Consider the following 23,354-nt stretch of genomic DNA (forward strand, 5'->3'; position numbering starts at 1 on the left):
ATGAGTGATGCGCGCTCAATTGCTGAAGAAACCGCGCGCGCATCATATGGCCGCTTGCTGGCCTGGCTAAGCGCGCGAACAGGTGATGTGGCCGCCGCTGAAGACGCGCTCGCCGAAGCTTTTCGCGCGGCAGTAGAGCACTGGCCGCGAACCGGCGCGCCAGACTCGCCGGAAGCTTGGATCATGACTGCGGCGCGGCGAAAGTTGATCGACGCCTCGCGCAGGGACACAACCCGCAACGAGGCGGCGCAAGCATTGCTGCTTGCTGCAGAAGAAGCCGAGGCGCGAGCCAGCAGCGATAGCCCCTTCCCGGATGAACGACTAAAGCTGATGTTCATCTGCGCGCACCCCGCTATCGATGCCGGGCTGCGCGCGCCCTTGATGTTGCAAACGGTGCTTGGCCTCGATGCAACACGCATCGCATCCGCCTTTCTGACGTCGCCCGCCGCGATGAGCGGGCGGCTGGTCCGCGCGAAACGCAAGATCAAATCAGCAGGCGTTCCCTTTGTCGTGCCGCCTGCTGAGCTTCTGCCTGAACGGGTCGAAGCCGTGTTGGACGCTATTTATGCAGCATTCGGCGCCGGCTGGAATGAGGTGGACGGGGCGGAGCGAATGAGCGACCTCACCTCAGAAGCAATATTTCTGGTCAAGCTCGTCACTGTGCTTATGCCGGAAGATGCGGAAGCTTGGGGACTGCTCTCGCTGATGCTGCATGCAGAGGCGCGGCGCGAAGCCAGGCGCAAGGACGGCCGGTATGTGCCGCTTATGGAACAAGACGTTGAGTGTTGGCGTCACGACCTGATCTCTATGGCTGAACATGCCCTCTCACAGGCCTCGCGCCTGCATCGACCGGGCCGCTTTCAGCTTGAAGCGGCAATCCAGTCTGCGCACGCGGCGGCGCGGCTGTACGGACATGAAGTCAGAAACGATGTGGTGGCGTTATATGAAGCGCTTTTGGACCGAGCGCCGTCGACGGGAGCGGAAACAGGCTATGCGGCGGCGTTGTCAAATGCTGGCCGCGACACAGATGCGTTGCTTGCCCTTGAGCGCATGGACCCAGGGCGAACCGCTTCCTACCAACCCTATTGGGCGGTCCGCGCCCATGTTCTGAAGCGTCTCGGTGATGAACGAGCAGGTGAATCCTATGACCGCGCCATCGGTCTTTCGACGGATGACGCGGCGCGTTTGTTCTTACAGGAATGTAAGTCGGCTACAGAAATTCGTTAGAACCAGTAGCTCTTGTTCAGGCGCTGCATGAATAACGGCATGGAGGACGGAACCATTTCAATGTTCCAGTCCACGCTCTCATTCAGTCGCGCCTGATAGGATTCCACCTGGATTGCGTAACCTTGCGCTTCCACCCGAACCCATAGTTTCCCGGTCTCAGATCGTGCGGGAACGCCCGCATGGATGACCAGCGAATTGCCGTCCTGGCGCACCGAACCGCCGGCGCTGCGGAACATGTTGAAGGTTTCGCCAGTGTCCTCGTTATGGAGGCGTCCGCGCAGGGAGCCCCTGCGGATCATCGTATCAACATCTTCCGGCAAGCCTTCGGGAAAGTTGATAGTGAGGTGTACGTCATATTTCGCCGGACCGCGCTGCGCCTGAATCTCAGTGTATTCTGCGCTGGTTTTAAGGCTGGCCTGATAGATGCGGCCTTCAACAGACGCGTCGCGGGTCGATGCAGGCTGAAGTCCGGGAAGTGAATCGTTGATGCTCTCAAGGCCGCCTGCAAGGTTGGAAGGGATCGCCGTCATAATCACCGCCAGCAGACCAAAGCCTTGCGCAAAAGCGCCCTGACGGGTGATTGGCTGGAAATAGAAAACCGAGCCGGCGCCGACAAAAGTCATCAGCACGACGACCATCCAAAGCGGGATGTCGGTGAAACCGAGAATGGAGCCAAGTTGCGCGACCCACTGATTGACGGTGAAAAGCGCCGAGCCCTCGCCGGATTGCTGATAATCCGTCACTAGCGCTGCGATAATGCCGGCGGAGCCTGAAAGCGCCAGCCCGACAATATCCCCCATCGTAAAATTGCCGGGCGCTTTTACGCCCTGCTTCACACCATACGGCATTAGTTTACTCCCTCACGAATTCCCCATGAGAGGAGAGTTAACCACAAATTTGCAAAAGGTTTAAGGCAGTTTCGCTCTTGCCCGGTCTTTCCGCGCCGGTTGCGGTCAGCCCTCATCGCTGCGGCGCGGCCGCAACCCGCCGAAATCCACGTCAAACAAATGTTCGAGGCTGGAGCGGGAAAGTCCTTTTTTGACAAAGTCATAGGCGGTGACGTTCAGCGCTTTGATCGCGATGCGCTCTATTTGCAGCCCCTCGCCGCTTTCCGCCGGCGTGACGTCCACATCGAGAAGATTGATGCAGGCGAGATCCTGCTCGAAAGCGGCGATGGTCGAGAGCCCGCCGCCGCAAGCCCATCCGAGCGCGATCCGGTTGACGCCCTCATGGGCGACTATTAGCGCCGAGCGCCACTCCTGGTTGAGAATCAACTCAGTAAGCGCTGCTTTTATGCGCCCCTCCGCATAATCGAAGGTCTCCCCATCGGGCAGGAACGCCGCCCCCGGCTTCTCCGCATCGTCAAAGCTGTAGGCGAGGCGCGCCGCGAGTTCTTCCCGCGTGGCTGCTTTGATCCAGCCGGCCTTGATTTCCTCCAGCCCCTCATGGGCGACGAGATCCGGCGGCGCGTCATTGCCCGCGAGCACGATTTCCGCAGTTTCTCTGGTGCGCGGCAAGCCGGAATAGACTGCGATATCGAAATGAGCGTGCTTCAGCGCATCACGGGCGGCCTCCGCCTGCATGCGGCCTTCATCGGTGAGCGGCACCATTCGCGGGTCGGTCAGATCCGGCGCGAAATAGTCCACATGTCCGTGCCGCATCAGATAAATCCGCCGCCTGCCTGCGCCTTTCATGAAGTCCGTCCTATTTCATCTGTTGTCGATAAAGCGGGCATAGCGAAATCCCGCCCGCGACGCCAGCAAGCCTGCTGCATGTCTTCGGCGCGAAAAATCCCTGCCGAAAATCCGTGTCAATGGCTCGCCTCGCACGCAGTCGAGTGATAACGTATCAGCTCGAGGGGGGCGTGGGGCCTGCAAAGGCCGTAACGTTGCTGAGGGGTTCTGTGGGGCGATGGCGTTGCGTTCGCCAACATATCTTGCCGGGGCGTTTCTATTCCTGGCGATTTCGTTCTTGCTGTATTTCAACGTCGCTGTGCGGGTTGACGCAAGCGCGGCCCTCTTCCGTTTTGACCAGCTGACCGGCATCGGCGCGCAATCGCGGGCCGCTATTCATGGCGAGCGGGCGCTGACTTTGCTGCGCCGCGAGGGCGAAACCAGCGAGAGCCTGTCGCCCCTGATGCTGCGCGTCGCCAATGCGCAATTGACGCGAGAGCGTCACGCCCGCGTCGCCGAACTCTTGCGCGAAACATTGGCGACCAACGCTTCCCAGAGCCTCACAGAGCGCGAGCGCGCGGAATATGAAGACAAGCTCGCAAGGTCGTCGATCCTGTCCGGCGATATTGAATCCGGCGTGGCGATTTACGCATCGTTCCTTGAACTCGCCGGCGATGATGCAGCGCGGATGAACGGCGAAGATTCAAACACGATGAGCGCCTATTACGCGGAAAGCGTCGACAAGGCGGCGCCGCTTTTTACCGGCGCGCTCAATCACGCGCGCCCTTATGAACCAGTCCGGGGGGCCGCGAAGCGCAACTCGCCGCCGCCGGCAACATGGCCTCGCTTGGCGTGTTTTACGCCATGCGCGACGACAGCGCCTATGCCGCCGCGGGGCTATTATCTTCCGCCTATTTCATCCGCACCAAACTGCTCAGCGCCGATCATCCCGATACGGTGCAACTGACATTGGTGCTCGGTCCGGTCTACGCTGCGATGGGCCGGCTCGATGATGCGGAAAAGCTTTATCTTGACGCCTTTCATACGCAGGAACAGCTGAAAGGCGCGAACAGCCCGGATCTGAGCCTCTATATCAAACTGCTCACCGGCATTTACGAAAAGCAGGGGCGCTTTACCGAAGCGCAAGCCCTGCAAGAGCATATGCGTAATCTCTTCCGCGATGCATTCGGGGCGCAGCGCTACGCCGCCAATCGCGAACGCGACCGGCGCGAAGACATCAACCGCCCGGTGTCGCAACTTTTCGTGCTGGAGTCGGCATATGCGCCGGTCGATCTGGTGTCGGCGGCGGAATATTCAATTCCGACCGCGAAGTCCCCGAATATCGACGAAATGAAATTACGCCTTGCCGGCGATCAGGATGAAGACCCGCGCGAGGCGAACCTTCCGGCGCGTCTCGCCCAGCTTATTTCGCTATGCCGGTCAGAGGCTGGCGAGCGGCTGTCCCTGCGCTCCGGCTATCGTTCCTATGCGACGCAAAAAGTCCTGTTCGCCAATATCGGTTCGAAAGGCACCGTAACCCCGCCGGGCATGTCGGAGCACCAGACCGGTCTCGCCGCCGACATCAATGTGGACGGCCGGTTCATGCGGCCATCGGACCGGTCCTATCAATGCTTTGAGGAAAACGCCTATCGCTTCGGGTTCATCCTGTCTTATCCCCCGGGCAACGATTATTTGCCCGGTGAAGACAGCTATGAGCCGTGGCACTGGCGCTATGTGGGCGTCTCCACGGCGCAGCTTTATCGCGAAGCGGGACCGCACCAGAAACCGCAGGAATTTCTCGCCGCCCTGCCCTGTTATCAGGAGCGCGCCGCCAATGGCGTTTTCCCGGCGATTGGCGAGGAAGACATATGCCTTTCGGGCAAGCCGGAAATCACCCTCGCGGCGAGCGAGGACACCCTCGTGCAACCTGCACAAGAAGATGCGAGAACGGCCCGTATCTTGAATAAATTGCCAGCAGCGGCCTCGCCGCGCTGAAGTTTCACGAGCGGCGAACGCCGCCTGCCAGGGCGCCTTCATGCAGACAGAGATCGGCCAGACGCCGAAAGCACGGATCGTTTATGTTGGCGGCCCGGATGACGCGCGCGACGCGTTAACCGTGAGCTTCGCCGATGCCGGCTATTCGCTTATTTCCCATGAATACCCCGCATCGCATGAGCGGAACCGCTGCGATATCGGCCTGATCGATTTGCGCGGCCGCCATGTGTCGAGCCGCAAGGCGCAATCGATCGCCGGGCTGTTGCGAAAGTCCTCTCCGGAATCATCCATCCTTATCATCGTCGATCCCTATATCGACGAGACGGCGCGCAAGGCGCTGCGCCGCCATGGCGAATTGGTGGTGATGCTGACCCGTCCTGAAGGATTGATCGAGCGCTGCCGTCAGGTCCTGCGCTTACGCAACATCGCCGAGGAAGCCGGCGAAAGACTGAAGTCGCTTGCTACGCTGAGCCGCCTCAATGAGTTTCCGCCGATTGCCGCGCCGTCAACGCCGATGCGCGTGCTGATTGCGGGCGAAGCCGGACCGACCGCCCTCGCCGCGGTCAATGCGCTGAAACCCATCACCGAACAATGCATCTGCGTGTTCTCGGCGGGACAGGCGTTGCGTGCGGTTGAAAATGCGCGTTTCGATGCGGCGGTGTTTCTCGCCGCGCGCGACAATGATCCGCTGATGGGCCTTGCGCGCTCGCTTCGCCGTCATCCCAAACATTCAAGCATGCCGATCATTTTTCCGCTCAATGATCCGGACCTCGCCACGGATTATGCAAAGCGCGGCGCGTCGGATTTCATTCTCACGGGTCATGTGGCGGCGGATCTTGGACAAAAGGCGCAAATCGCCGCGAGACGCGCGCGGCTTTTGAAATCCATGCGCAGGTTCCTGATGGCTTGCGAAGGCGACGGCGTGCGCGATCTGGGATCAGGCGCCTTCACTGGCGCCTTTCTCACCGAGCATGGGGCGCGGCTTTGCGCGCGGGCCGATCAAAGCGGCCGTGTGATGGCGATGATCGCCTTGCGTATCGAGATGGAAGCGAAAGAAACCGGCGAGGCCGAACCCGGGCGTCGCGCCTTGCATCAGGCGGCCCGGCTCATCAACCGGGTGACGCGCGCTGAAGACACGGTGGCGCGGGTTTCTACGGATACGTTTCTTGTGCTCGCCCCTGCGACAACCGAAACCAATGCAGCGCGCGCGGCGATGCGCATTCAGGGCGTGCTTGAAAACACCGTCTTCCGCTCAAATGACGACCAGCAGCTATACGGCGTGCATGTAGAGGCCGCCGCCTGCGAGCGCCCGGAGGGCATGTGTGTCGAAGAAAGCATTGCGCTGGCGCTGGCGGTCTTGCGGGACGACAAATCCCCTAAGCAGGTTTCGCAGCGATCTCCGCTATAATCCCGGCGATTTTTTTGGCGCCGCGCAAGCGCGCTTTGTCATCCGCCCATTCCTGACGGAACACGACTTTCTGGTCGGGGCGAAGTTTCACGTCGAGCGGCGATGTAGACATATACTGCACCAGCCCGGCGACATTTTCGAACTGATCATGGCGGAAAGAAATGACGGCGCCTTTCGGGCCGGCATCGATCTTGGCGATGCCCGCTTTACGGCACACCGCCTTGATGGCGACGATTTCCAGCAATTGCTCCACCTCGCGCGGCATCTTGCCGAAGCGGTCCACGAGTTCGGCGGCGAAGCCGTCGATTTCCTCCGGCGCCGTCACATCGCCAAGGCGGCGGTATAGCGCCATACGCACATCAAGATCAGTGACATAGTCTTCCGGGATCAGCACGGCGGCGCCGAGATTGATCTGCGGCGACCACTGGTCTTCGCCTGCATGCCCGCCTTCGCGCAATTCCGCGACCGCCTCTTCGAGCATGTGCTGGTAAAGTTCGACGCCGACTTCTTTGACGTGACCCGACTGTTCCTCGCCCAAGAGGTTGCCGGCGCCGCGAATATCGAGATCGTGGCTCGCCAGCGTGAAACCCGCGCCCAGCGTATCCAGCGACTGCATGACTTTAAGGCGGCGTTCGGCGGCGTCGGTCATTTTCTTGCGCGCGCTGGTGGTGAGATAGGCATAGGCGCGCTGTTTCGAGCGCCCGACCCGGCCGCGCAGCTGATAGAGCTGGCCGAGACCAAACATATCCGCCCGGTGGATAAGGATCGTGTTGGCGGTCGGAATATCGAGCCCGGATTCGATGATGGTGGTCGCGACCAGCACATCGAATTTGCCTTCGTAAAAAGCGGTCATGATGTCTTCGAGTTCGCCCGCGCTCATTTGGCCGTTGGCGATCTTGAACTTGAGCTCCGGCAAGTCCTCGCGGAGAAACTCAGCAATGTCGTCGAGATCGGAAATACGCGGCGCCACATAGAAGCTCTGTCCGCCGCGATAATGTTCGCGCAACAGCGTTTCGCGCGCCACCACCGGATCGAACGGACCAACGGTGGTGCGCACCGCAAGGCGGTCGACCGGCGGCGTGGCGATCAGCGACAGATCACGAATGCCGCTCATGGCGAGTTGCAGGGTGCGCGGGATCGGCGTCGCGGTCAGCGTCAGCACATGGGTATCGGCGCGAAACTCTTTCAGGCGTTCTTTGTGTTTAACGCCGAAATGCTGCTCCTCGTCGACAATGACCAGACCCACATCGCGGAACTTGATGGTCTTTTGCAGCAAGGCATGGGTGCCGATGATGATGTCCACATCGCCGCTGGTGATGCCGTCTTTCGCGGCCTTGGCGTCAGCGGCGGAGACCATGCGCGACAGTTGCGCGATCTTGACGGGGAAGCCTTTGAACCGTTCGGCGAAATTCTTGTAGTGCTGACGCGCGAGCAAGGTCGTCGGCGTGATCACCGCCACCTGTCTTCCGGTCATCGCCATGATGAAGGCTGCGCGCAGCGCGACTTCCGTTTTGCCGAAGCCCACATCGCCGCAGACCAGACGATCCATTGGCTGGCCCTTGGCGAAGTCTTCAATCACATCCGCGATGGCGTTTTCCTGATCTTCGGTTTCCGCATAGGGGAACCGCGCGCAGAATTCGTCATAGGTGCCGGTCGCCGGACTGACCGCATCCGCATGACGCATGGCGCGTTTCGCCGCGATCGCGATCAACTGTTCGGCCAGCATCTTGATGCGCGCGCGCATCTTCGCTTTGCGGCCCTGCCACGCGGCGCCGCCCAGCTTGTCGAGCTGCACGCCCGCATCATCGGACCCGAAGCGCGACAACAGCTCGATATTTTCAACCGGCAGGAACAGCTTGTCGCCGCCATGATATTCGAGATTCAGACAGTCATGGGGCGCGCCCATCACTTCCAGCGTTTTCAGGCCGAGATATCGCGCGACGCCGTGCTCCACATGCACAACCAGATCGCCTATCGACAGGCTTGAGGCTTCGGAGAGGAAGTTTTCCGCCCGTTTCTTGCGGCCGCGGCGCACCAGACGGTCGCCGAGAATATCCTGTTCGGAAATGAAGGCGGCGTCCGGTGTTTCAAACCCGGTTTCAAGGCCCAGCACCGCCGTGGTGATCGGCGATGCGGATTTCTGAACGCCCTTCCAGTCCGCAACAACCTCGATATTTTTGACGCCATGATCGGCGAGCACCGTTTGCATGCGGTCGGCGGAGCCGTCGGACCAGCAGGCGATGACGACTTTCTTTTTCGCAGCGATCAGGGTTTTCGCATGGGCGTTTACGGCGTCGAAAACATTGAGGGTTTCCGCGGCGCGTTCGGCGGCGAAGCTGCGCCCGACTTTTGCGCCGAAATTAAAGGCGCGCGCATTTTCCGCCGGCGCGAAGGGCGAGAGCGGACGCAGATTGGTGGTGAACATCCGCTCCTTCCACTCGTCTTCGCTCAGATAGAGCGCATCAGGCTTGAGCGGACGATAAGCGGGCGCAGCGAAATCATTATTGCGCGGCTTGCGGGTTTCCGCATCTTCCGCGCGCGCTTCATAATGATCATTGATCGAGGCGAGCCGTTCTTCCGCCGCCTCATCGGCGAGATGGTCGGTGAAGATCAAAGCGTCGCCGACAAAATCGAACAGCGTGTCCATGCGTTCGTAAAACAGCGGCAGCCAGTGTTCGGCGCCCGCATGGATCCGCCCGGCGCTCACCGCCTCATAGAGCGGGTCGTCGCCCGCCGGGCCGAAAGTCGCCACATAGCCCTTGCGGAAACGAAGGATGGTTTCGTCCGACAACAAAATCTCGCTGGCGGCGGCGAGGGAAAAGCCGGTGAGCTGGCGCGTCGTGCGTTGGGTTTCCGCATCGAAGGCGCGCACGCTTTCCAGACTGTCGCCAAAGAAATCGAGACGCACGGGCTCGTCTGCGCCCGGCGGGAAAATATCAACCAGGCCGCCGCGCACGGCGAACTCGCCCGGTTCGCGAACCGTTGAGGAGCGCGCATAGCCATTGGCGCTCAGATAGTGGGTGAGCGTATCCATCGCCATCACCGCGCCCGGCGCCAGCGACATGGCCGCATTTTCGATAATTTCTTTCGGCGGGGTTTTCTGCACCGCCGCGTTTAACGGGGCGACAACGATAAACGGCCCTTCCCCGCGCCGAAGCAGCGCCGCAAGGCTCGCCATGCGTTTTGAGGATACGGCAGGCGACGGCGAAACGCGGTCATAGGGAAGACAATCCCAGGCCGGATATTCAAGCACCGGAATGTCCGGGGCGAAGAATTTCAATGACTGCGCCATGGTCGCCGCGCGGGCACCGTCGCGGGCGATATGCATCACCAGTCCGTTGGCCGCGCGCGCCGCCGCTGCGACGGCCATCGCATCCGCGCCTTCGGGCGCGCCATAGACATCAAGGCGGCCTTCGGTCTTCCAGGCGGTTTCCGCGCTTATGTTCGCCACGCCCGAAACCATCGTCTTGCCGCCGTCAGCACCAGCCATTTTCAAACAAATCCCTCAACGCAAAATGCGCGGCCGCTGGATTCAGCGGTCGCGTTTGCCAAGGGATGTAGGGGGTAAAGCCAAATCGGGCAACCGCTTTGGGCTGTCGCAATATGGGGCGGATCATAAATGCCGGTCGGGGCGCTGATGCGCCGCCCGGCGGGGGTCAGCCCCGTGCGTTGAACACCGACGCCTCGCGAAATTTGCGTCTTTCGGTTTGCACGTCTTCCGACATATCGCCGCCGCGCAGGGAGCGCAGCTTGCTGACCATGACATCGGTTTCGCAAACGACGAAATTGCGTCCGCGGGATTTCGCGAGATAAAGCGCCTCATCGGCGCGCGACAGCATCGAGAGATAAGTCTCGCCCGCATGGCGCGTGGCGACGCCGAAACTCGCGGTAAAGGAAAATCCGTCCGCGCCCTCCTCGCCGCTATCGATGCGCAATGCGGCGAAGTCCCGGCGCATCGCCTCGGCGACATCGCGGGCTGATTGCAGCGGTTCGCCGATAAGCACCATCGCGAACTCTTCACCGCCCACGCGTCCGGCGAAACGCTCGCCTTCTGCATATTGCGTGAACAAGGCGCCCATTTCGGCGATCACCATGTCGCCAAATGCGTGCCCCTTGGTGTCGTTCACCCGTTTGAAATAATCGATATCGGCCAGAACAACAGAGACCTGCACTTCTGCAGCCCCACTCACGGCGAGCGTGCGTTCCGCCGCCTCTTCAAATCCGCGGCGGTTCAAAAGACCGGACAGCCGGTCGGTAATCGACCGGCGCTCCAGATCCGCAACGATCTCGCTTGAAAAGGCGATGAGCAGCGCCATGCCGAGCACAAGCGCGCAGGCGCCCACCACGAAGAGCAGCACCATGATGAAGATCGAGACGTTAAAGGTTTCGGCGCTCATCTCGCCGCCGGCGACATACACCATGACGAGCGGTCTTACGAAACATTGCAGGCAACTGACGGCGAACAGCCAGAACACCACCTTGTCGATGGTCCTCACAAGGTCGTTGCGAATTGCAAACAGGCCCATTGAAAGAATAATGCCGCATCCATAATTCGCCGCAAACGAGCTCGCCCAGCTTGCGCCGAGATTGATGTAGACAGCGCTGTAGACCGACATATGCGCGGAAAAAATCGCCGCGTAAAAAAACCACGGCGCCCAGCCGCAATAGCGCATGGACAATGCGCCGGAGGCGAGGACAGCGGTAATCGCATATACGCCGGCGACCGGGATCGCGCCCACGAGTTCAACGCCGGCTTGATCGAAGATATCGAGGGTGAAAGCGAGCGCCCCGAAAAGATAGGAAATCGCCAAAAGCAGCACCGCCGCCGAGGGGCGAATGGCGTTGATGAAGAAGAACCCGCCTGCGAACAACAAGAACACGAGCGGACTCAGAAATTGAAAATATGCTTCCGCTTGCACGCTAACCTGACTTTTTGTCTGACTGCTTCGACATGGCCCCCTTTTCCCCGATAACGCGAAATTCGTAACGCACAGTTAGGAATCGAAGCGATTTTCCGGTTTGCATGGTTAAAAATGCAAAAAAAGCCAGCATTTGCGCATGAATCAGGCGGCCATGACTGGCTGCACAAGGCGGGTATGCGGATGAACGCGTCCGCGCCTGTCAGACATTAACAAAACCTTGCGAGGGAGAAATGCTCAGCCGCGCGGGATTTCAAAGCCTCTCAGCTTTTCAAGCACCGAGCCTTCAAGCGCCGCCGGCGCCGGGGCCTTTTCCGTCGCCCAGGCATAAAGCTCACGATCATTTTCCTTCAGCAGCGCTTCGAACTGGTCGAGTTCTGCTTCCTGCATATCCGCGAGATGGGCTTTTGCGAAACCGCCGATCAGCAGGTCGGCTTCCTTGAAACCGCGATAGGTGGCGAGATAAAGCAGTCGCTTGCGGCGGATGGCGATGTCGTCGGTCATGATTGCGGCGCCGTCAGGTTACGGATGATCGCCAGGATCGTCTCCCGCTCCGCATGATGGAGCGCATGACCGGCGCCGGGCAGCAAGGTCAGGCTCGCGCCGTCAACTTCCTTTGCGAGCTGCTTGGAATGCAACTCCGGGCTAACGGTCGTATCCTCGGTCCCGGTCACAATGGCGACCGGCAGCGTCAACTCGCTATAGCGTTTTTGCTGGCTGGTGATCTCGGATTTGAGATGTGCGAGATCGGCGGCGTTGGCTTTGAAATCATGGGCGCGGAACACCAGCGCAAGGCCGGACGCTTCGTAATAATCGTCCGGCGGCGTATTCGGCGCGAAGGATTTCGCAATGCCGGATTCCGCTGAAAGCTGGCCATAGACGGGAATGACCAGCCGGCGCAGGAGCATGCCTGCAAGCGGCCATTGGGAGACATTATTGTACCAGGCGACGCCGCCCGGCCATTCGTGGCTCACGGCTGCGAGCAGCACCAGACCGCTCATCTCTTCCTGATTTTCGAGCGCGTAACGCAGCGCCACCGCGCCGCCAAGGCTCTGTCCGACCACCACCGGCTTTTCAACATCAAGCGCGTCCGCCGCCGCCTTGATCAGGCGCGCCTGCACGGCGAGGTGATATCCGTCTTCCGGGCGCGAAGAATATCCGCGTCCCGGCCGGTCGATCAGAATGACCCGGCGATCCTCCGCCAGCGCGTCAGCGAGCGCCAGTTTCATGTCGCGCATATTCACGCTGGCGCCATGGATCAGCAGCACTGGCGGTTCGGCGCTGTCGCGCGGGCCCATGTCGAGCACATGCAGCCGCTGGCCTTCGATATCGATCATCCGGCCAATCGCCGGGGCGCGCTTTTCCGCCGTCCAGCTGGCGCAGCCGGAAACCCCGAGCAACGCAGCCAGCAGCGCAAAAGCGATCACCAGCGTCATACGCATTCCGCCTTTAGCTCCCGCTATTCGCGGCGGCGATGATCGGATGGAAGTCCGCCGCCTTGAGGCTCGCGCCGCCGACCAGCGCGCCATTGACGTTGGTCACCGCAAGAATCTCCGATGCGTTCCCCGGCTTGACCGAACCGCCGTAAAGCAGGCGCGTCGCCACCGGCGTGTTGGTGCGGATGAAGCCGTGCATCTCTTCAATATCGGCGATGGTCGGCGTCAGACCGGTGCCGATCGCCCAGACCGGTTCATAAGCGACGACAAACGCCTCGCCGCTTTCCGGCAATGATCCCGCCAATTGCGCGCCGACAACTTCCAGCGCTTTGCCGGCCTCGCGCTCCTCACGGGTTTCGCCCACGCAAATGATCGGCGTCAGTCCGGCGCGGAAAACCGCTTCGGCCTTGGCCCTTACCACCGCATCGGTTTCGCCGTGATCGGCCCGCCGTTCAGAGTGGCCGACAATGACATAGGCGGCGCCGGCATCCGCCAGCATTTCCGCGCTGATATCGCCCGTATGGGCGCCGCTGGCGTTTTGATGGCAGTCCTGGCCGCCAATCTGGATCCCCTCGTCGGAATAACTCGCCGCAAAAGCTGCGACCAGCGTCGCCGGCGGGCAAATCAGGACTTCACGGTCATCCGGGGCCGATCCCCCCATGAGACCGATCAGGGCCTCGATTTCAGCGCTCGCGGCGCCAAGGCCGTTCATTTTCCAGTTGCCGGCGATCAGCGGTTTCATGGACCGGGCCTCCCCTTTGTTCATTCAAGCAAATTCGCCGCCGGGGGTAAGCGATGCGGGCGGACCTGTCCAGCCAGCGGCGCCCTCTCCGGCCTTGCCGATCCGCATGGGCCCCACTAGGTTACGCGCCAATTTCAATTCCCGGGCCGGGAACCAGCTCCGGCCCCTGAAAATCGAGGCGGTATAAATGCTTAGTCAGGTTCGCGGCGCGCTCAAAGGTGCGGTCGCCTGGGTCGTTGTCATCCTTTTGATCGCAGCTTTTGCGCTATTTGGCGTGCCGAGCGCCTCGCAATTGATTTCCAACCCGGCGATCAAGATCGGCGGCGACGCCTATTCGCGGACCTATGTGAGCAGCGAGTTCGATCAGACCTTCCAGCGGGCGGTGCGCGAATCCGGCGGCGGCTACACCCGCGAGGAAGCGGTCGCCAGCGGCATGCCGCAACAGGTGATCGACCGCATCGTCACGCAATCGGTGCTGGCGCAATATGCCGAGAAAATGAATCTCGCTTTGCCGCGCTCCGCCATTGCTGAATACATTCAGGAAAATGAAATTTTCAAAAACCCGGCGACCGGCGAAGTCGACCGTCAGACCGTAACCGCCATTCTTCAGCAGAACGGCTTGACGGTGAGTTCCTTTGAGCAAATCGTCAAAGAAGATTTGATCCGCATGCAACTCATCGAAACGCTCGCCGCCCGCACGCCGGCCCCGCGCGGCTTCATGAACGCCATGCTGTTGCGCGAAACAGAGCGCCGCCGCATCGCCTATATCACGGTGACCGACGAGATGGCGGGCGTCGCGGCTGAACCGACGCCGGAAGACCTCAAGACATTTTATGACGAGAACCAGGCGCTCTTCACCGCCCCGGAATATCGCACCTTCGATCTGCTCGTCCTGCGCGCCGATGATTTCCGCGAGGGCCTTGAAGCGCCGGAAGAAGAAATGCGCCGCCTCTATGATCTGGGCAAGGACCGTCTTTACAACACGCCGGAACGGCGCACGGTCTATCAGCTTACCTACCAATCAGAAGCAGAGGCGCTCGCCGCTGTCGCCGACCTCAAGCAGGGCAAGCCGTTTGAAGAACTCGCCATCGCCAAAGGCATGACGCTCGACGCGGCGACCTTCCCCAATGCGCAAAAACGCGACTTGCTGGACCCGGCGGTTGCGGACGCCGCCTTCGCTGAAAGCGTTGAAGCCGGCGCGGCGGTTGAGCCGGTGCGCAGCCTGTTTGGCTGGACCGTCGTGCAGGTCGCCGATATCACGCCGGGCGAATCCCAGTCATTCGAAGACGTCCGGCCCGAATTGGAGAAGTCTTTCCTCGACAATGACATGCGCAAACGATTGCAGGACGCCGTCGATACGATTGAAGAAGTGCGCGATACCGGCGCGGAATTGTCCGAAGCCGCAGAGGAAGGCGGCTTTACAATCGAGACCATCGGACCGGTTGACCGCGTAAGCTTTGCGCCGGGCGGCGCCATTATCGACAAGGTGCCGGGCGAAGCGCTTGCGGAAGCCTTCGCGCTTGACGAGGGCGAGCAGAGCGAGGCCTTGCGCCTGTCCGTCGAGGACGGATATTTCTTTGTCTCCCTGCGCGAGATCACGCCACCGGCGCTCAAGCCCTATGAATATGTGGAAGAGGAAGTCGAGCAACGCTGGCGCGACCGCGAACGCCGTGCACGCATTGCCGAGACTGTCGCCGCCATTCGCGCCGAAGTCGAAGGCGGCAGAAGTTTTGACGAGGTTGCGGGCGACTATGACCGCGCGCCCATCGAAAAGACAATCGACCGGCGCTTTGAAGACGACGTGATCAACAAGGAATTCAACGAAAAGATTTTCTTCGCGGCGCCTGACGGGATCGTGGCGCAAAGCGTCGGCGCCGGCGGCGCCCAGGTGATTGCGGAAATCCGGGAAGTCGGTTTCCTGCGCAACTCCATTCCGCCCGCCGCGCAGGAGCAACTCTCGGCGCTGGTTGGCCAGCAGCTCGATCAGGAACTGATTGAAGCCTTCGTCTTGTCCGTTCGCGAAGATTACGGCGTGAAGGTCAACCAGGCGCAGATCGACGCTATTTTCTCGGATGGCCTCTAGGCGATCTTCGCCCGGGCCATTCTTTCGCGGCACGCATCCCTTTTCGCGACGGCGCCCCAATAACGGGAAACACCGTCGCGAAAATACATCCTATGTGATGAATTCTTCACTGAATCCCGCATTCGGTGCGTAGTTATCCCCCACATCGCAAGCTGCCTTAAGATGGCTTCATGCTGGATCTGCAAAACAGATTCACATGCAGCAGAAGCGGAGCCGCGCAGCTTAAAGCCGCAAGGACGGCGCGGCCGCGACGGCTTGCTGTTTGGCGGCGTGATGAATGTCTTTTAGCGCGCTCACATAAACGAGGTCGAAGCCACGGGCTGGGGCTGATGTCAGCCAGGGCCCCAACACAGCGAGGGTTTCTTTATGCGGATGGCCGATCGCAACCACATAGCCGGTTTCCCGCGCGATGCGTTCGGCAACGGCGAGCTGCGCTCTGACGGCGGCTTCGCTGCCCGTCTCGGCGTCGAGAAACACGTCGCGGGAAAACACCTCAACCCCGAGTTGGCGGGCCGCATTGCGCACCGCGCTGTCGGATGTCGTGACCGAGTCGAGAAAGAACACGCCTTGATGGTCGAGATAGCCGAGCAAGGTTTTCATCGACGCCATGTCGGTGGTGAGTTTCGAGCCCATGTGATTGTTGACGCCCACATAGCCGTCAAAGCGCGCCAGGTTCCAATCGAGGGCGTTCAGGAAATCCCCGCCTGTCATGCGCGAGTTGAGCGCATGGGGGCCGGGATCTTCATCCCCCTCCGGCTCCATCGGCAAATGCAGCATGAGCTCGCCCCCGGCGGCGCGGGCCGCGGCGGCGGTTTCATTCACATTGCGCGCATAGGGAAGGAACGAGAAGGTCAACGGACCGGGCAGCGCAATCGCCTGCGCGCTCGCTTTGCGGTCAATGCCCATATCATCGAGAATGATCACGACCTTTGGCCGGATGGCGGATTTCGCTTCAAAGCTGCGCTGATAGGCCGGCGGCGTTCCGGATGGCGGAGAAAGCCGCTCGGGAGCCGCGTCGGAAAGAATTTCCGCGACAATGCGGTCGCGCTCGATCACGGCGACATCTTCGGGCGCTTCAATCGCGGCGGCCGGCTCACGCGCATTCAAGGCGGCGGCGGTGGCCCCGCGCTCGCCCATATAGGCCGAAATCGCGCCGACGGCGACGCCGGCAAAGGCGATGCCCACGGTCGCAATGAGCCCCGCATTGCCCGCCCGTCGCGACATAAGCCGGGGCTTGGCCGTCCTGATTTTGCGGAGTCGCAACATGCTCGCGCCTGAGTGCCGTTTCTTTGCCGCCTATCGGGTGCTTGCGCCTTTGGCCGACGGCGTTAAACCAATGATCGAACTGAGCAATATTACTGATTCTTCTGGACAATGATGCTGTTGATCGAAATCTTGGGTGTTTTGCCCTGCCGAAACACCCGCAAAACGGGAGCGCGCGCCCGGTCATGAGCGCCTTTACCCCCATCTCGCCCGGGCGGTCTCCGGCGCGCCGCTTAGCTCTGCGGAAATGCGCGCGGCCATGGACATGCTGTTTTCCGGCGAGGCCAGCGATATTGAAATCGCCGGTTTCCTGGCGGCGCTGAGGGCGCGCGGCGAGACCGTGACGGAAATCGCCGCCGCGGCGCAGGCCATGCGCGATCTGGCGCTGAAGGTCGATGCGCCGGGCGATGTGATCGACACATGCGGCACCGGCGGCGACGGCGCGGGGACCTATAATATTTCCACAGCCTCGGCGTTGATCGCGGCGGGCTGCGGCGTTCGCGTCGCCAAGCACGGCAACAAGGCCGCGACTTCCAAGTCCGGCTCCTCGGAAGTGCTCGAAGCGCTTGGCGTCCGGCTCGACATCAATCCGGCGCAAATCACCCGTTGTATAGAAGACGCCAATGTCGGCTTCATGTTCGCCGCCCTGCACCACAAGGCGGTGGCCCATGTCGCCGCCGCGCGCAAAGGGCTGGGCGTGCGCACGCTGTTTAATGTGCTCGGCCCGCTGTCCAATCCCGCCGGCGCGACGCGCCAACTCATGGGCGTCTTCGCGCGCGATCTGGTGCGCCCCATCGCTGAAGTCATGCCGCATCTCGGCGTGGAGCGTGCATGGGTCGTGCATGGAAGCGACGGTCTCGACGAACTGACAACCACAGGCCCGAGCTATGTCGCCTCGCTTGAGGGCGGCGCCGTCAGCGAATTCGAAGTCACGCCGGAAGATGCCGGCCTGCCCCGCGCCCGCGCCGAAGACCTGTCGGGCGGCGATCCATCGGAAAACGCCGCGGCCCTGTGGCGTCTGCTCGAGGGAGAGAAATCCGCCTATCGCGACATCGCCGTGCTCAACGCCGCTGCGGCTCTCATTGTCGCCGGAAAGGCGGATGCGCTCGAGCCCGCTGCACGGCTCGCCGAAAGCGCCATCGATAGCGGCGGCGCAAAGGCCGCGCTTGAAAAACTGGTAGACTGTTCGAACGGGCGCCCATGACCATTCTCGACGACATCATCGCTTACAAGAAAACCGAAGTCGCCGCCGCGCGGGCGAGCGTTCCGTTCACCGCCGTCGAAGCGCTGGCGAAAAATGCAGGCCCGGTGCGCGGATTTCGCCGCGCGCTGGAGCGTAAAGCGGCAAACGGCTATGCGCTGATCGCTGAAGTGAAAAAGGCCAGCCCCTCCAAAGGGCTGATCCGCGCCGATTTCGATCCGGCGCTGATCGCCAAAGCCTATGAAGACGGCGGCGCGGCGTGCCTTTCCGTGCTGACCGACAAGCCAAGCTTTCAGGGCGCGCCGGATTTCCTGTCCGCCGCACGTCAGGCCACGGCGCTGCCGGCCCTGCGCAAGGACTTCATGATCGATCCCTATCAGGTCGCCGAGGCGCGGGCCTGGGACGCGGACTGCATCTTGCTGATCATGGCCTGCCTCTCCGACGATCAGGCCGGGGAGCTGAAGGCGGCGGCGGCCGAATGGAACCTCGACGTGCTGGTGGAAACCCATGATGAGAGCGAAATGGAGCGCGCGATCTCGACTCGGTTCGGACCTTATCGGGGTAAACAACCGGAATCTGGCGACTTTCGAGACCTCGCTTCAGACCACGGCGCGCCTTGCCGCGCTCGCCCCCGCATCCGCCCTGCTGGTCAGCGAAAGCGGCATTTCCAGCCATGAAGATCTGCGAGAATTGGCGGGATATGGCGCAAAAGCGTTCCTCGTTGGCGAGGCCCTGATGCGCCAGGAGGACGTAAGGGCCGCAACGAAAACCCTCCTCGGCCCTGTTTCCATTAGCTGAATTGCCGCCGCCCATTGACGGCCCATTAGAACATCAATAGAACATCGTTGTCGTTTTGTTCTTTTGTCGTTTCGGGCATGCAAACAGCCTTGCGTTGAAAGAGCGGCAATCTACCCGCGTCTGAGGCGAAGCCCGGGCCGGAGCACAGAAAAGAGGGCGGAAAATGCTCACCAAGAAGCAACATGAGCTGCTGATATTCATCAATGACCGGTTGAGCGAGACCGGCGTCTCCCCGTCATTTGACGAAATGAAGGAAGCGCTGGATCTGCGCTCGAAATCCGGCATCCATCGCCTGATCACCGCCCTGGAAGAGCGCGGCTTTATCCGCCGCCTGCCCCATCGCGCCCGGGCGCTCGAAGTGCTGCGCCTGCCGGAAAGCGCCAAGCCCGAGGCGGCGCCGGTTCAGGCGCCCGCCAGAGGCGGGTTCCGCCCCGCCGTGGTGGATGCGAATTTCAAACAAAATCCCCGGGCGCGCGTTGCGGCCCGGCCGGCCGCCCCGCCCGCCGGCACCGTCGATCTGCCGGTGCTTGGCCGCATCGCCGCCGGTACGCCGATCGAGGCGATCCAGCACGAGGTCGACCGCTTCGCCGCGCCGGAAGCCTTTCTCGGCAAAGGCGATCACTACATTCTCGAGGTGCAGGGCGAGTCGATGATCAATGCCGGGATTCAAGATGGCGACTATGTGGTCATCAAGCGCTGCGGCGACGCGGAGAACGGCGCGATTGTCGTCGCGCTTGTCGATGACGAAGAGGCGACCCTGAAACGCCTGCGCCGCAAGGGCGCCTCCATCGCGCTCGAGGCGGCGAACCCCGCTTTCGAGACGCGCATTTATGGGCCCGACCGGGTCGCCGTGCAGGGCAAGCTCGTTGGACTGATGCGGCGCTATAACTAGCCGCCGCGCGCTAGCCGCTGCGGGTCCAGGGCCGTTCGCCGCGCACCTCTTTTGAGGTTTTGACGCGCAAGATGCCGTCGCGCTCCACCCATGCCGCATGGGCGCCTTCCTTCCAGGCCGCTCGCCGGTCAATGAGCGTTGCGCGGCATCGGCGCCTGTGATCGTCGCCCACGGGAAACAGCGCCACAACAAGCTCCGCACGCTGACAATCTTCCGCAAGGCTCATCGGGTCATCGGTGAAGGCGGTGGTGATGGCTGTCTTGTCTATCGCCTCGCCTCTGCAACCGGATCTGTCACAAGCGAAAATATCGGACAGATGTTTTGGCCGCGCCGCTTCCGGATCAAAGCCCGCCGCCTCTTCCCATAATTGTGCGGCGAATTTCTCGCGCCGTGTCGAATGAACATAAAGCGCCGCGCCCTCTTCGCCTGTGGCGATCACGCCTGCATTGAGGCCCGTCGGCGAAACAAACAACACCGGCGGCCGGATGCTGCCAGTGAGCAAGACAGCGAGCGGAATGGCGGCAAGTCCCGCGAGCCGCCACGGCGCCCGCGACAGGCACAGCCACAAGCCGCCGAGCGTCAGCGCCAGCATCGCCGATTGCGGCCATTGCGCCGTAATCGACACCGCCCCGTCGAGACCGGAGACCCCGCGCGCGATGGCCAGCACCACATCCATCCACCAGGCCGCGACCGCCCATGCCCAGCCATCAAGACCGAATGGCGTCAGCACCAGGGCAATCACCGCAAACGGCACGATGCAAAAACCCATGATCGGCATCGCGGCCATATTCGCCGGCAATGAGTAAATCGCCACGCGGTTAAAATGATAAAGCGCATAAGGCGCAGTCGCGAGGGCCGAGACGCTATCCGTCACCGCGAGCGCGACCAGATAGCGCCGCAGTTTTTGCAGCCGCCATTGCGATGTCCATTCTCCCGGGCGCCGCTCCCACCATTCATAGGCTGCAATAAGCGCGGTCACGGCGGCGAAGGACATTTGAAAGCCGGGGCTGAATAATGCTTCCGGCGTTGTCAGTAAAATGATCGTCGCGGCGATCGCCACATTGCGCAAGGACAAGGCGCGCCGGTCGACGAGGATCGCAGCGAACATGATCGCCGCCATGATAAAGGCGCGCCGCGCCGACCATCCGCCTCCGGATAAAATCAGATAAAAGAAACCGGAGGCAAGCGCCGCTGCGGCGGCCCATTTCTTGATCGGAAAACGCAAGGCGATCCATGCCGACGAAGCGAGCCCAAACCGTACTGCAAAGAACACCAGCCCGGTGGCCAGCCCCATATGCAGCCCGGAAATCGCCAGCAAATGCGCCAGTCCCGCATCGCGCAAGGCCGCTTGCGAGCGTTCAGAGATGGCGTCGCGCTTGCCGGTGACGATGGCGGCGAGGATCGCCCCGCCTTCGCCCGGCGCGGCGGCGATAATGCGCGCCGCCAGGCCGAGCCGCATGGCCTCGGTTCCGGCGGCGACCGCGTGAACCATGCGCCTTTCCGATTCCACCTCGACAACCGGCGCCGTCACCGCGAACCCGACCGCGCCGATGCGTTGAAAGAAAAGGTTGCGCGCAAAGTCGAAGGCGCCGGGCGCAACCGGCGGCGGCGGCGGCGAAAGTCCGGCGCGCACCATGATGCGATCACCGGGGCGCGCCTCAAAGCCTTCACCGCGCCAGGTGATGCGCACCCTTGCGGGCAAATCTTCCGGCGCAATGCCGACGATGGCGTCAACCGCCATCACGTAGCGGCGGCCACGCACGCTTTCTTCAAGGGAGATCAGCCGCCCTGTGGTTTCAACAATGCCGGTTTCGCGCGTCAATTGCGGCGCATCCACATTGGCGGTGCGCATATCCGCGGCGACAAACCCCATCGCGACGAACATCAATGCGGCGGCGATTTTTTGAAACGGACTGCGCCAAAAGGATAAACCGGCAAAGATCGCCAGCGCGCCCGCCCCGATGCGCCAGTCAGGTTCCACGCCGGCGCCAAAATAAAGGCCCGCGCCAAGCCCGATCGCCGCCGGCGTCCAGAGTGTCAGACGGGCCATATCCATCGCCGCCCAGCGGCGCACAGCGCGCGCCGTCAGAAACACCATGCGCGGCAAAGGCGGCGCCTCGGCGAATTCTTCCCCTTGCGGGCCAGCCTTGATCAGCTCTGCGACCATTCACCTGTCCGTCAAAAGACCCATGCGGCGCGTACTGGCTGGGGCATAGGCGCCAGCGGCCGCGCATGGTATCCCGCGCGCGCAGCCATTCCCCTATGCAACTTGAAAAGGACGCGATCAGCAAGTCATGACCGAGCCCACAAGCCCTCAAACCCCGGTCGTCACCCGTTTCGCCCCCTCGCCGACCGGCTATCTGCACATTGGCGGTGCGCGTACGGCGCTGTTTAACTGGCTCTATGCGCGCGGCCATGGCGGCAAATTCCTGCTGCGGATCGAGGACACGGACCGGGCGCGCCATACGGAAGCGGCTGTGGGCGCCATTCTGGAAGGGCTTGAATGGCTGGGTCTCGATTGGGATGGCGACCCGGTTTCGCAATATGCCCAAAGCGCCCGGCATGCAGAGGTCGCCAACCAATTGCTGGCGGAGGGGAACGCCTATCGCTGTTACCTGACGCCGGACGAACTCAACGCCGCGCGCGAAAAAGCGAAATCCGAAGGCGTCCGGTTTGAAAGCCCGTGGCGCGAAGCCGATCCGGCGACGGCGCCCGATGCGCCTTTCGCCATTCGCTTCAAGGCGCCGCGCGAGGGAAAGACCGCCGTCATGGACGCTGTGCAAGGCAGCGTCGCCTTTCCCAATGCCGCGCTCGATGATTTGATCATATTACGGAGCGATGGCGGGCCGACCTACAATCTCGCAGTTGTCGTCGATGATCACGATATGGGCGTCACCCATGTCATTCGCGGCGATGACCATCTCAACAACGCCGCGCGGCAAACGCAAATTTATCAGGCGCTCGGCTGGACAGTCCCGGTCTTCGCGCATGTTCCGTTGATCCACGGGCAAGACGGCGCGAAGCTTTCAAAACGACACGGCGCGCTCGGCGTCGAGGCCTATCGCGACATGGGATACTTGCCGGAAGGGCTCGCCAATTATCTCCTGCGCCTAGGATGGTCCCATGGCGATGAAGAAATCATCTCTTACGAAAGGGCGAAAGAGATCTTTGACCTGAAAGGCGTCAACAAGGCGCCGGCCCGGCTCGATCTCGACAAGCTCAATCATGTAAACGCTCATTACGTCGCGGCGCTCAGTGACGCCGATTTCGTCCGCCTGGCCGCTCCTTTTCTTGAAGCAGCAGGCGTCGATCTGGGCGCAGAGCAGATGGCGCGTCTGGAGCGCTCTGCTGCTTTCCTGAAGACACGCTGCGCCACGCTCGCCGACATTGTCGATGTTTCCGCCTTCCTGTACCTCAACCGTCCCTTAACCATCGAAGGCAAATCCGCGAAACCGCTGAAAAAAGACGGCGCCCGCGAGATCCTGCTTGAACTGAATGATGCGCTCAGCGACGACGCTGTCTGGGCCTCCGCCGCGAGCCTGGACGAGGCGCTCAAAGCCTTTGCGGAAGCCAGAACTCTCGGCTTTGGCGCGGTCGGACAGCTGGCCCGGGCGGCGTTGACCGCCGGGCGGCCTTCGCCGGGGCTGGGCGAGGTGCTATACGGGCTGGGCAGCGAAGAATCACGCGCGCGCCTGGCGGATCAGGCCACCTGACCCG

17 protein-coding genes and 1 pseudogene are annotated in these 23,354 nt (G+C 61.8%); 9 read left to right on the plus strand and 9 right to left on the minus strand.

The features are described 5' to 3' along the window. The gene (locus AC0L8G_RS12230; RefSeq protein WP_473384470.1) at positions 1-1,227 is read left to right on the plus strand and encodes an RNA polymerase sigma factor; all 1,227 of its coding nucleotides are present in this window, start codon (positions 1-3) and stop codon (positions 1,225-1,227) included. Here the strand turns inward: AC0L8G_RS12230 and AC0L8G_RS12235 are convergent. Together AC0L8G_RS12235 and AC0L8G_RS12240 are read right to left on the minus strand one after the other, a co-directional pair. Next, on the minus strand, positions 1,224-2,075 hold the full coding sequence (locus AC0L8G_RS12235) for a hypothetical protein (protein ID WP_473384471.1): 852 nt from the start codon (positions 2,073-2,075) through the stop codon (positions 1,224-1,226). The genes AC0L8G_RS12230 and AC0L8G_RS12235 overlap by 4 nt on opposite strands. Before the next feature lie 105 nt (positions 2,076-2,180). Beyond that, positions 2,181-2,921, minus strand: coding sequence for a histidine phosphatase family protein (locus AC0L8G_RS12240; RefSeq protein WP_473384472.1), 741 nt, complete (start codon positions 2,919-2,921; stop codon positions 2,181-2,183). 223 nt (positions 2,922-3,144) lie between these two features. Here AC0L8G_RS12240 and AC0L8G_RS12245 point away from each other — a divergent pair, with 223 nt between their 5' ends. Genes AC0L8G_RS12245 through AC0L8G_RS12255 form a run of 3 tightly spaced genes read left to right on the plus strand, consistent with a single transcriptional unit; the run spans position 3,145 to position 6,303 of the window. After that, positions 3,145-3,867, plus strand: coding sequence for a hypothetical protein (locus AC0L8G_RS12245; protein WP_473384473.1), 723 nt, complete (start codon positions 3,145-3,147; stop codon positions 3,865-3,867). Between the two features lie 29 nt (positions 3,868-3,896). After that, on the plus strand, positions 3,897-4,895 hold the full coding sequence (locus tag AC0L8G_RS12250; protein WP_473388863.1) for a D-alanyl-D-alanine carboxypeptidase family protein: 999 nt from the start codon (positions 3,897-3,899) through the stop codon (positions 4,893-4,895). 40 nt (positions 4,896-4,935) lie between these two features. Then, positions 4,936-6,303 (plus strand): GGDEF domain-containing protein, encoded by a 1,368-nt coding sequence (locus AC0L8G_RS12255; protein WP_473384474.1) that lies wholly within the window; start codon positions 4,936-4,938, stop codon positions 6,301-6,303. Here the strand turns inward: AC0L8G_RS12255 and mfd are convergent. From mfd to tpiA, 5 genes are all read right to left on the minus strand, one after another. Then, positions 6,272-9,793: a transcription-repair coupling factor gene (gene mfd / locus AC0L8G_RS12260; protein ID WP_473384475.1), complete on the minus strand. Its 3,522-nt coding sequence runs from the start codon at positions 9,791-9,793 to the stop codon at positions 6,272-6,274. The two genes, AC0L8G_RS12255 and mfd, sit on opposite strands and share 32 nt — an antisense overlap. Before the next feature lie 166 nt (positions 9,794-9,959). Beyond that, on the minus strand, positions 9,960-11,183 hold the full coding sequence (locus AC0L8G_RS12265; protein WP_473384476.1) for a GGDEF domain-containing protein: 1,224 nt from the start codon (positions 11,181-11,183) through the stop codon (positions 9,960-9,962). Between the two features lie 276 nt (positions 11,184-11,459). Then, positions 11,460-11,726, minus strand: coding sequence for an FAD assembly factor SdhE (locus tag AC0L8G_RS12270; RefSeq protein WP_473384477.1), 267 nt, complete (start codon positions 11,724-11,726; stop codon positions 11,460-11,462). Then, the gene (locus AC0L8G_RS12275) at positions 11,723-12,664 is read right to left on the minus strand and encodes an alpha/beta fold hydrolase (protein ID WP_473384478.1); all 942 of its coding nucleotides are present in this window, start codon (positions 12,662-12,664) and stop codon (positions 11,723-11,725) included. The genes AC0L8G_RS12270 and AC0L8G_RS12275 overlap by 4 nt, the downstream gene beginning before the upstream one ends. A gap of 7 nt (positions 12,665-12,671) precedes the next feature. Further along, positions 12,672-13,400 (minus strand): triose-phosphate isomerase, encoded by a 729-nt coding sequence (gene tpiA, locus AC0L8G_RS12280; protein ID WP_473384479.1) that lies wholly within the window; start codon positions 13,398-13,400, stop codon positions 12,672-12,674. A 187-nt stretch (positions 13,401-13,587) separates the two neighbouring features. Between tpiA and AC0L8G_RS12285 the strand changes: the two genes are divergently transcribed. Next, a complete protein-coding gene (locus AC0L8G_RS12285) occupies positions 13,588-15,483 on the plus strand; it encodes a peptidylprolyl isomerase (protein WP_473384480.1) in 1,896 nt (631 codons plus the stop codon). Positions 15,484-15,705: 222 nt separating this feature from the next. Here the strand turns inward: AC0L8G_RS12285 and AC0L8G_RS12290 are convergent, their stop codons facing one another. Further along, a complete protein-coding gene (locus AC0L8G_RS12290) occupies positions 15,706-16,749 on the minus strand; it encodes a divergent polysaccharide deacetylase family protein (RefSeq protein ID WP_473384481.1) in 1,044 nt (347 codons plus the stop codon). Between the two features lie 133 nt (positions 16,750-16,882). Here AC0L8G_RS12290 and trpD point away from each other — a divergent pair, with 133 nt between their 5' ends. From trpD to lexA, 3 genes and pseudogenes are all read left to right on the plus strand, one after another. Further along, positions 16,883-17,950: an anthranilate phosphoribosyltransferase gene (trpD, locus tag AC0L8G_RS12295; RefSeq protein ID WP_473384482.1), complete on the plus strand. Its 1,068-nt coding sequence runs from the start codon at positions 16,883-16,885 to the stop codon at positions 17,948-17,950. Further along, positions 17,947-18,745: pseudogene (gene trpC / locus AC0L8G_RS12300) on the plus strand (indole-3-glycerol phosphate synthase TrpC). The gene trpD and the pseudogene trpC overlap by 4 nt, the downstream one beginning before the upstream one ends. 163 nt (positions 18,746-18,908) lie before the next feature. After that, positions 18,909-19,637 carry a transcriptional repressor LexA gene (gene lexA, locus AC0L8G_RS12305; RefSeq protein ID WP_473384483.1) on the plus strand — a complete coding sequence of 243 codons (729 nt, stop codon included), beginning with the start codon at positions 18,909-18,911 and terminating at the stop codon, positions 19,635-19,637. Positions 19,638-19,647: 10 nt separating this feature from the next. On the opposite strand, the gene AC0L8G_RS12310 is transcribed toward lexA, so the two are convergent. Then, positions 19,648-21,804, minus strand: a complete 2,157-nt coding sequence (locus AC0L8G_RS12310; protein WP_473384484.1) for a ComEC/Rec2 family competence protein — start codon at positions 21,802-21,804, stop codon at positions 19,648-19,650. Between the two features lie 127 nt (positions 21,805-21,931). Here AC0L8G_RS12310 and gltX point away from each other — a divergent pair, with 127 nt between their 5' ends. Further along, complete coding sequence (gene gltX / locus AC0L8G_RS12315) at positions 21,932-23,350, plus strand: glutamate--tRNA ligase (RefSeq protein ID WP_473384485.1); 1,419 nt, start codon at positions 21,932-21,934, stop codon at positions 23,348-23,350. Positions 23,351-23,354: the final 4 nt, after the last annotated feature.

This window comes from Hyphococcus sp. D3-15 (genome assembly GCF_055809375.1).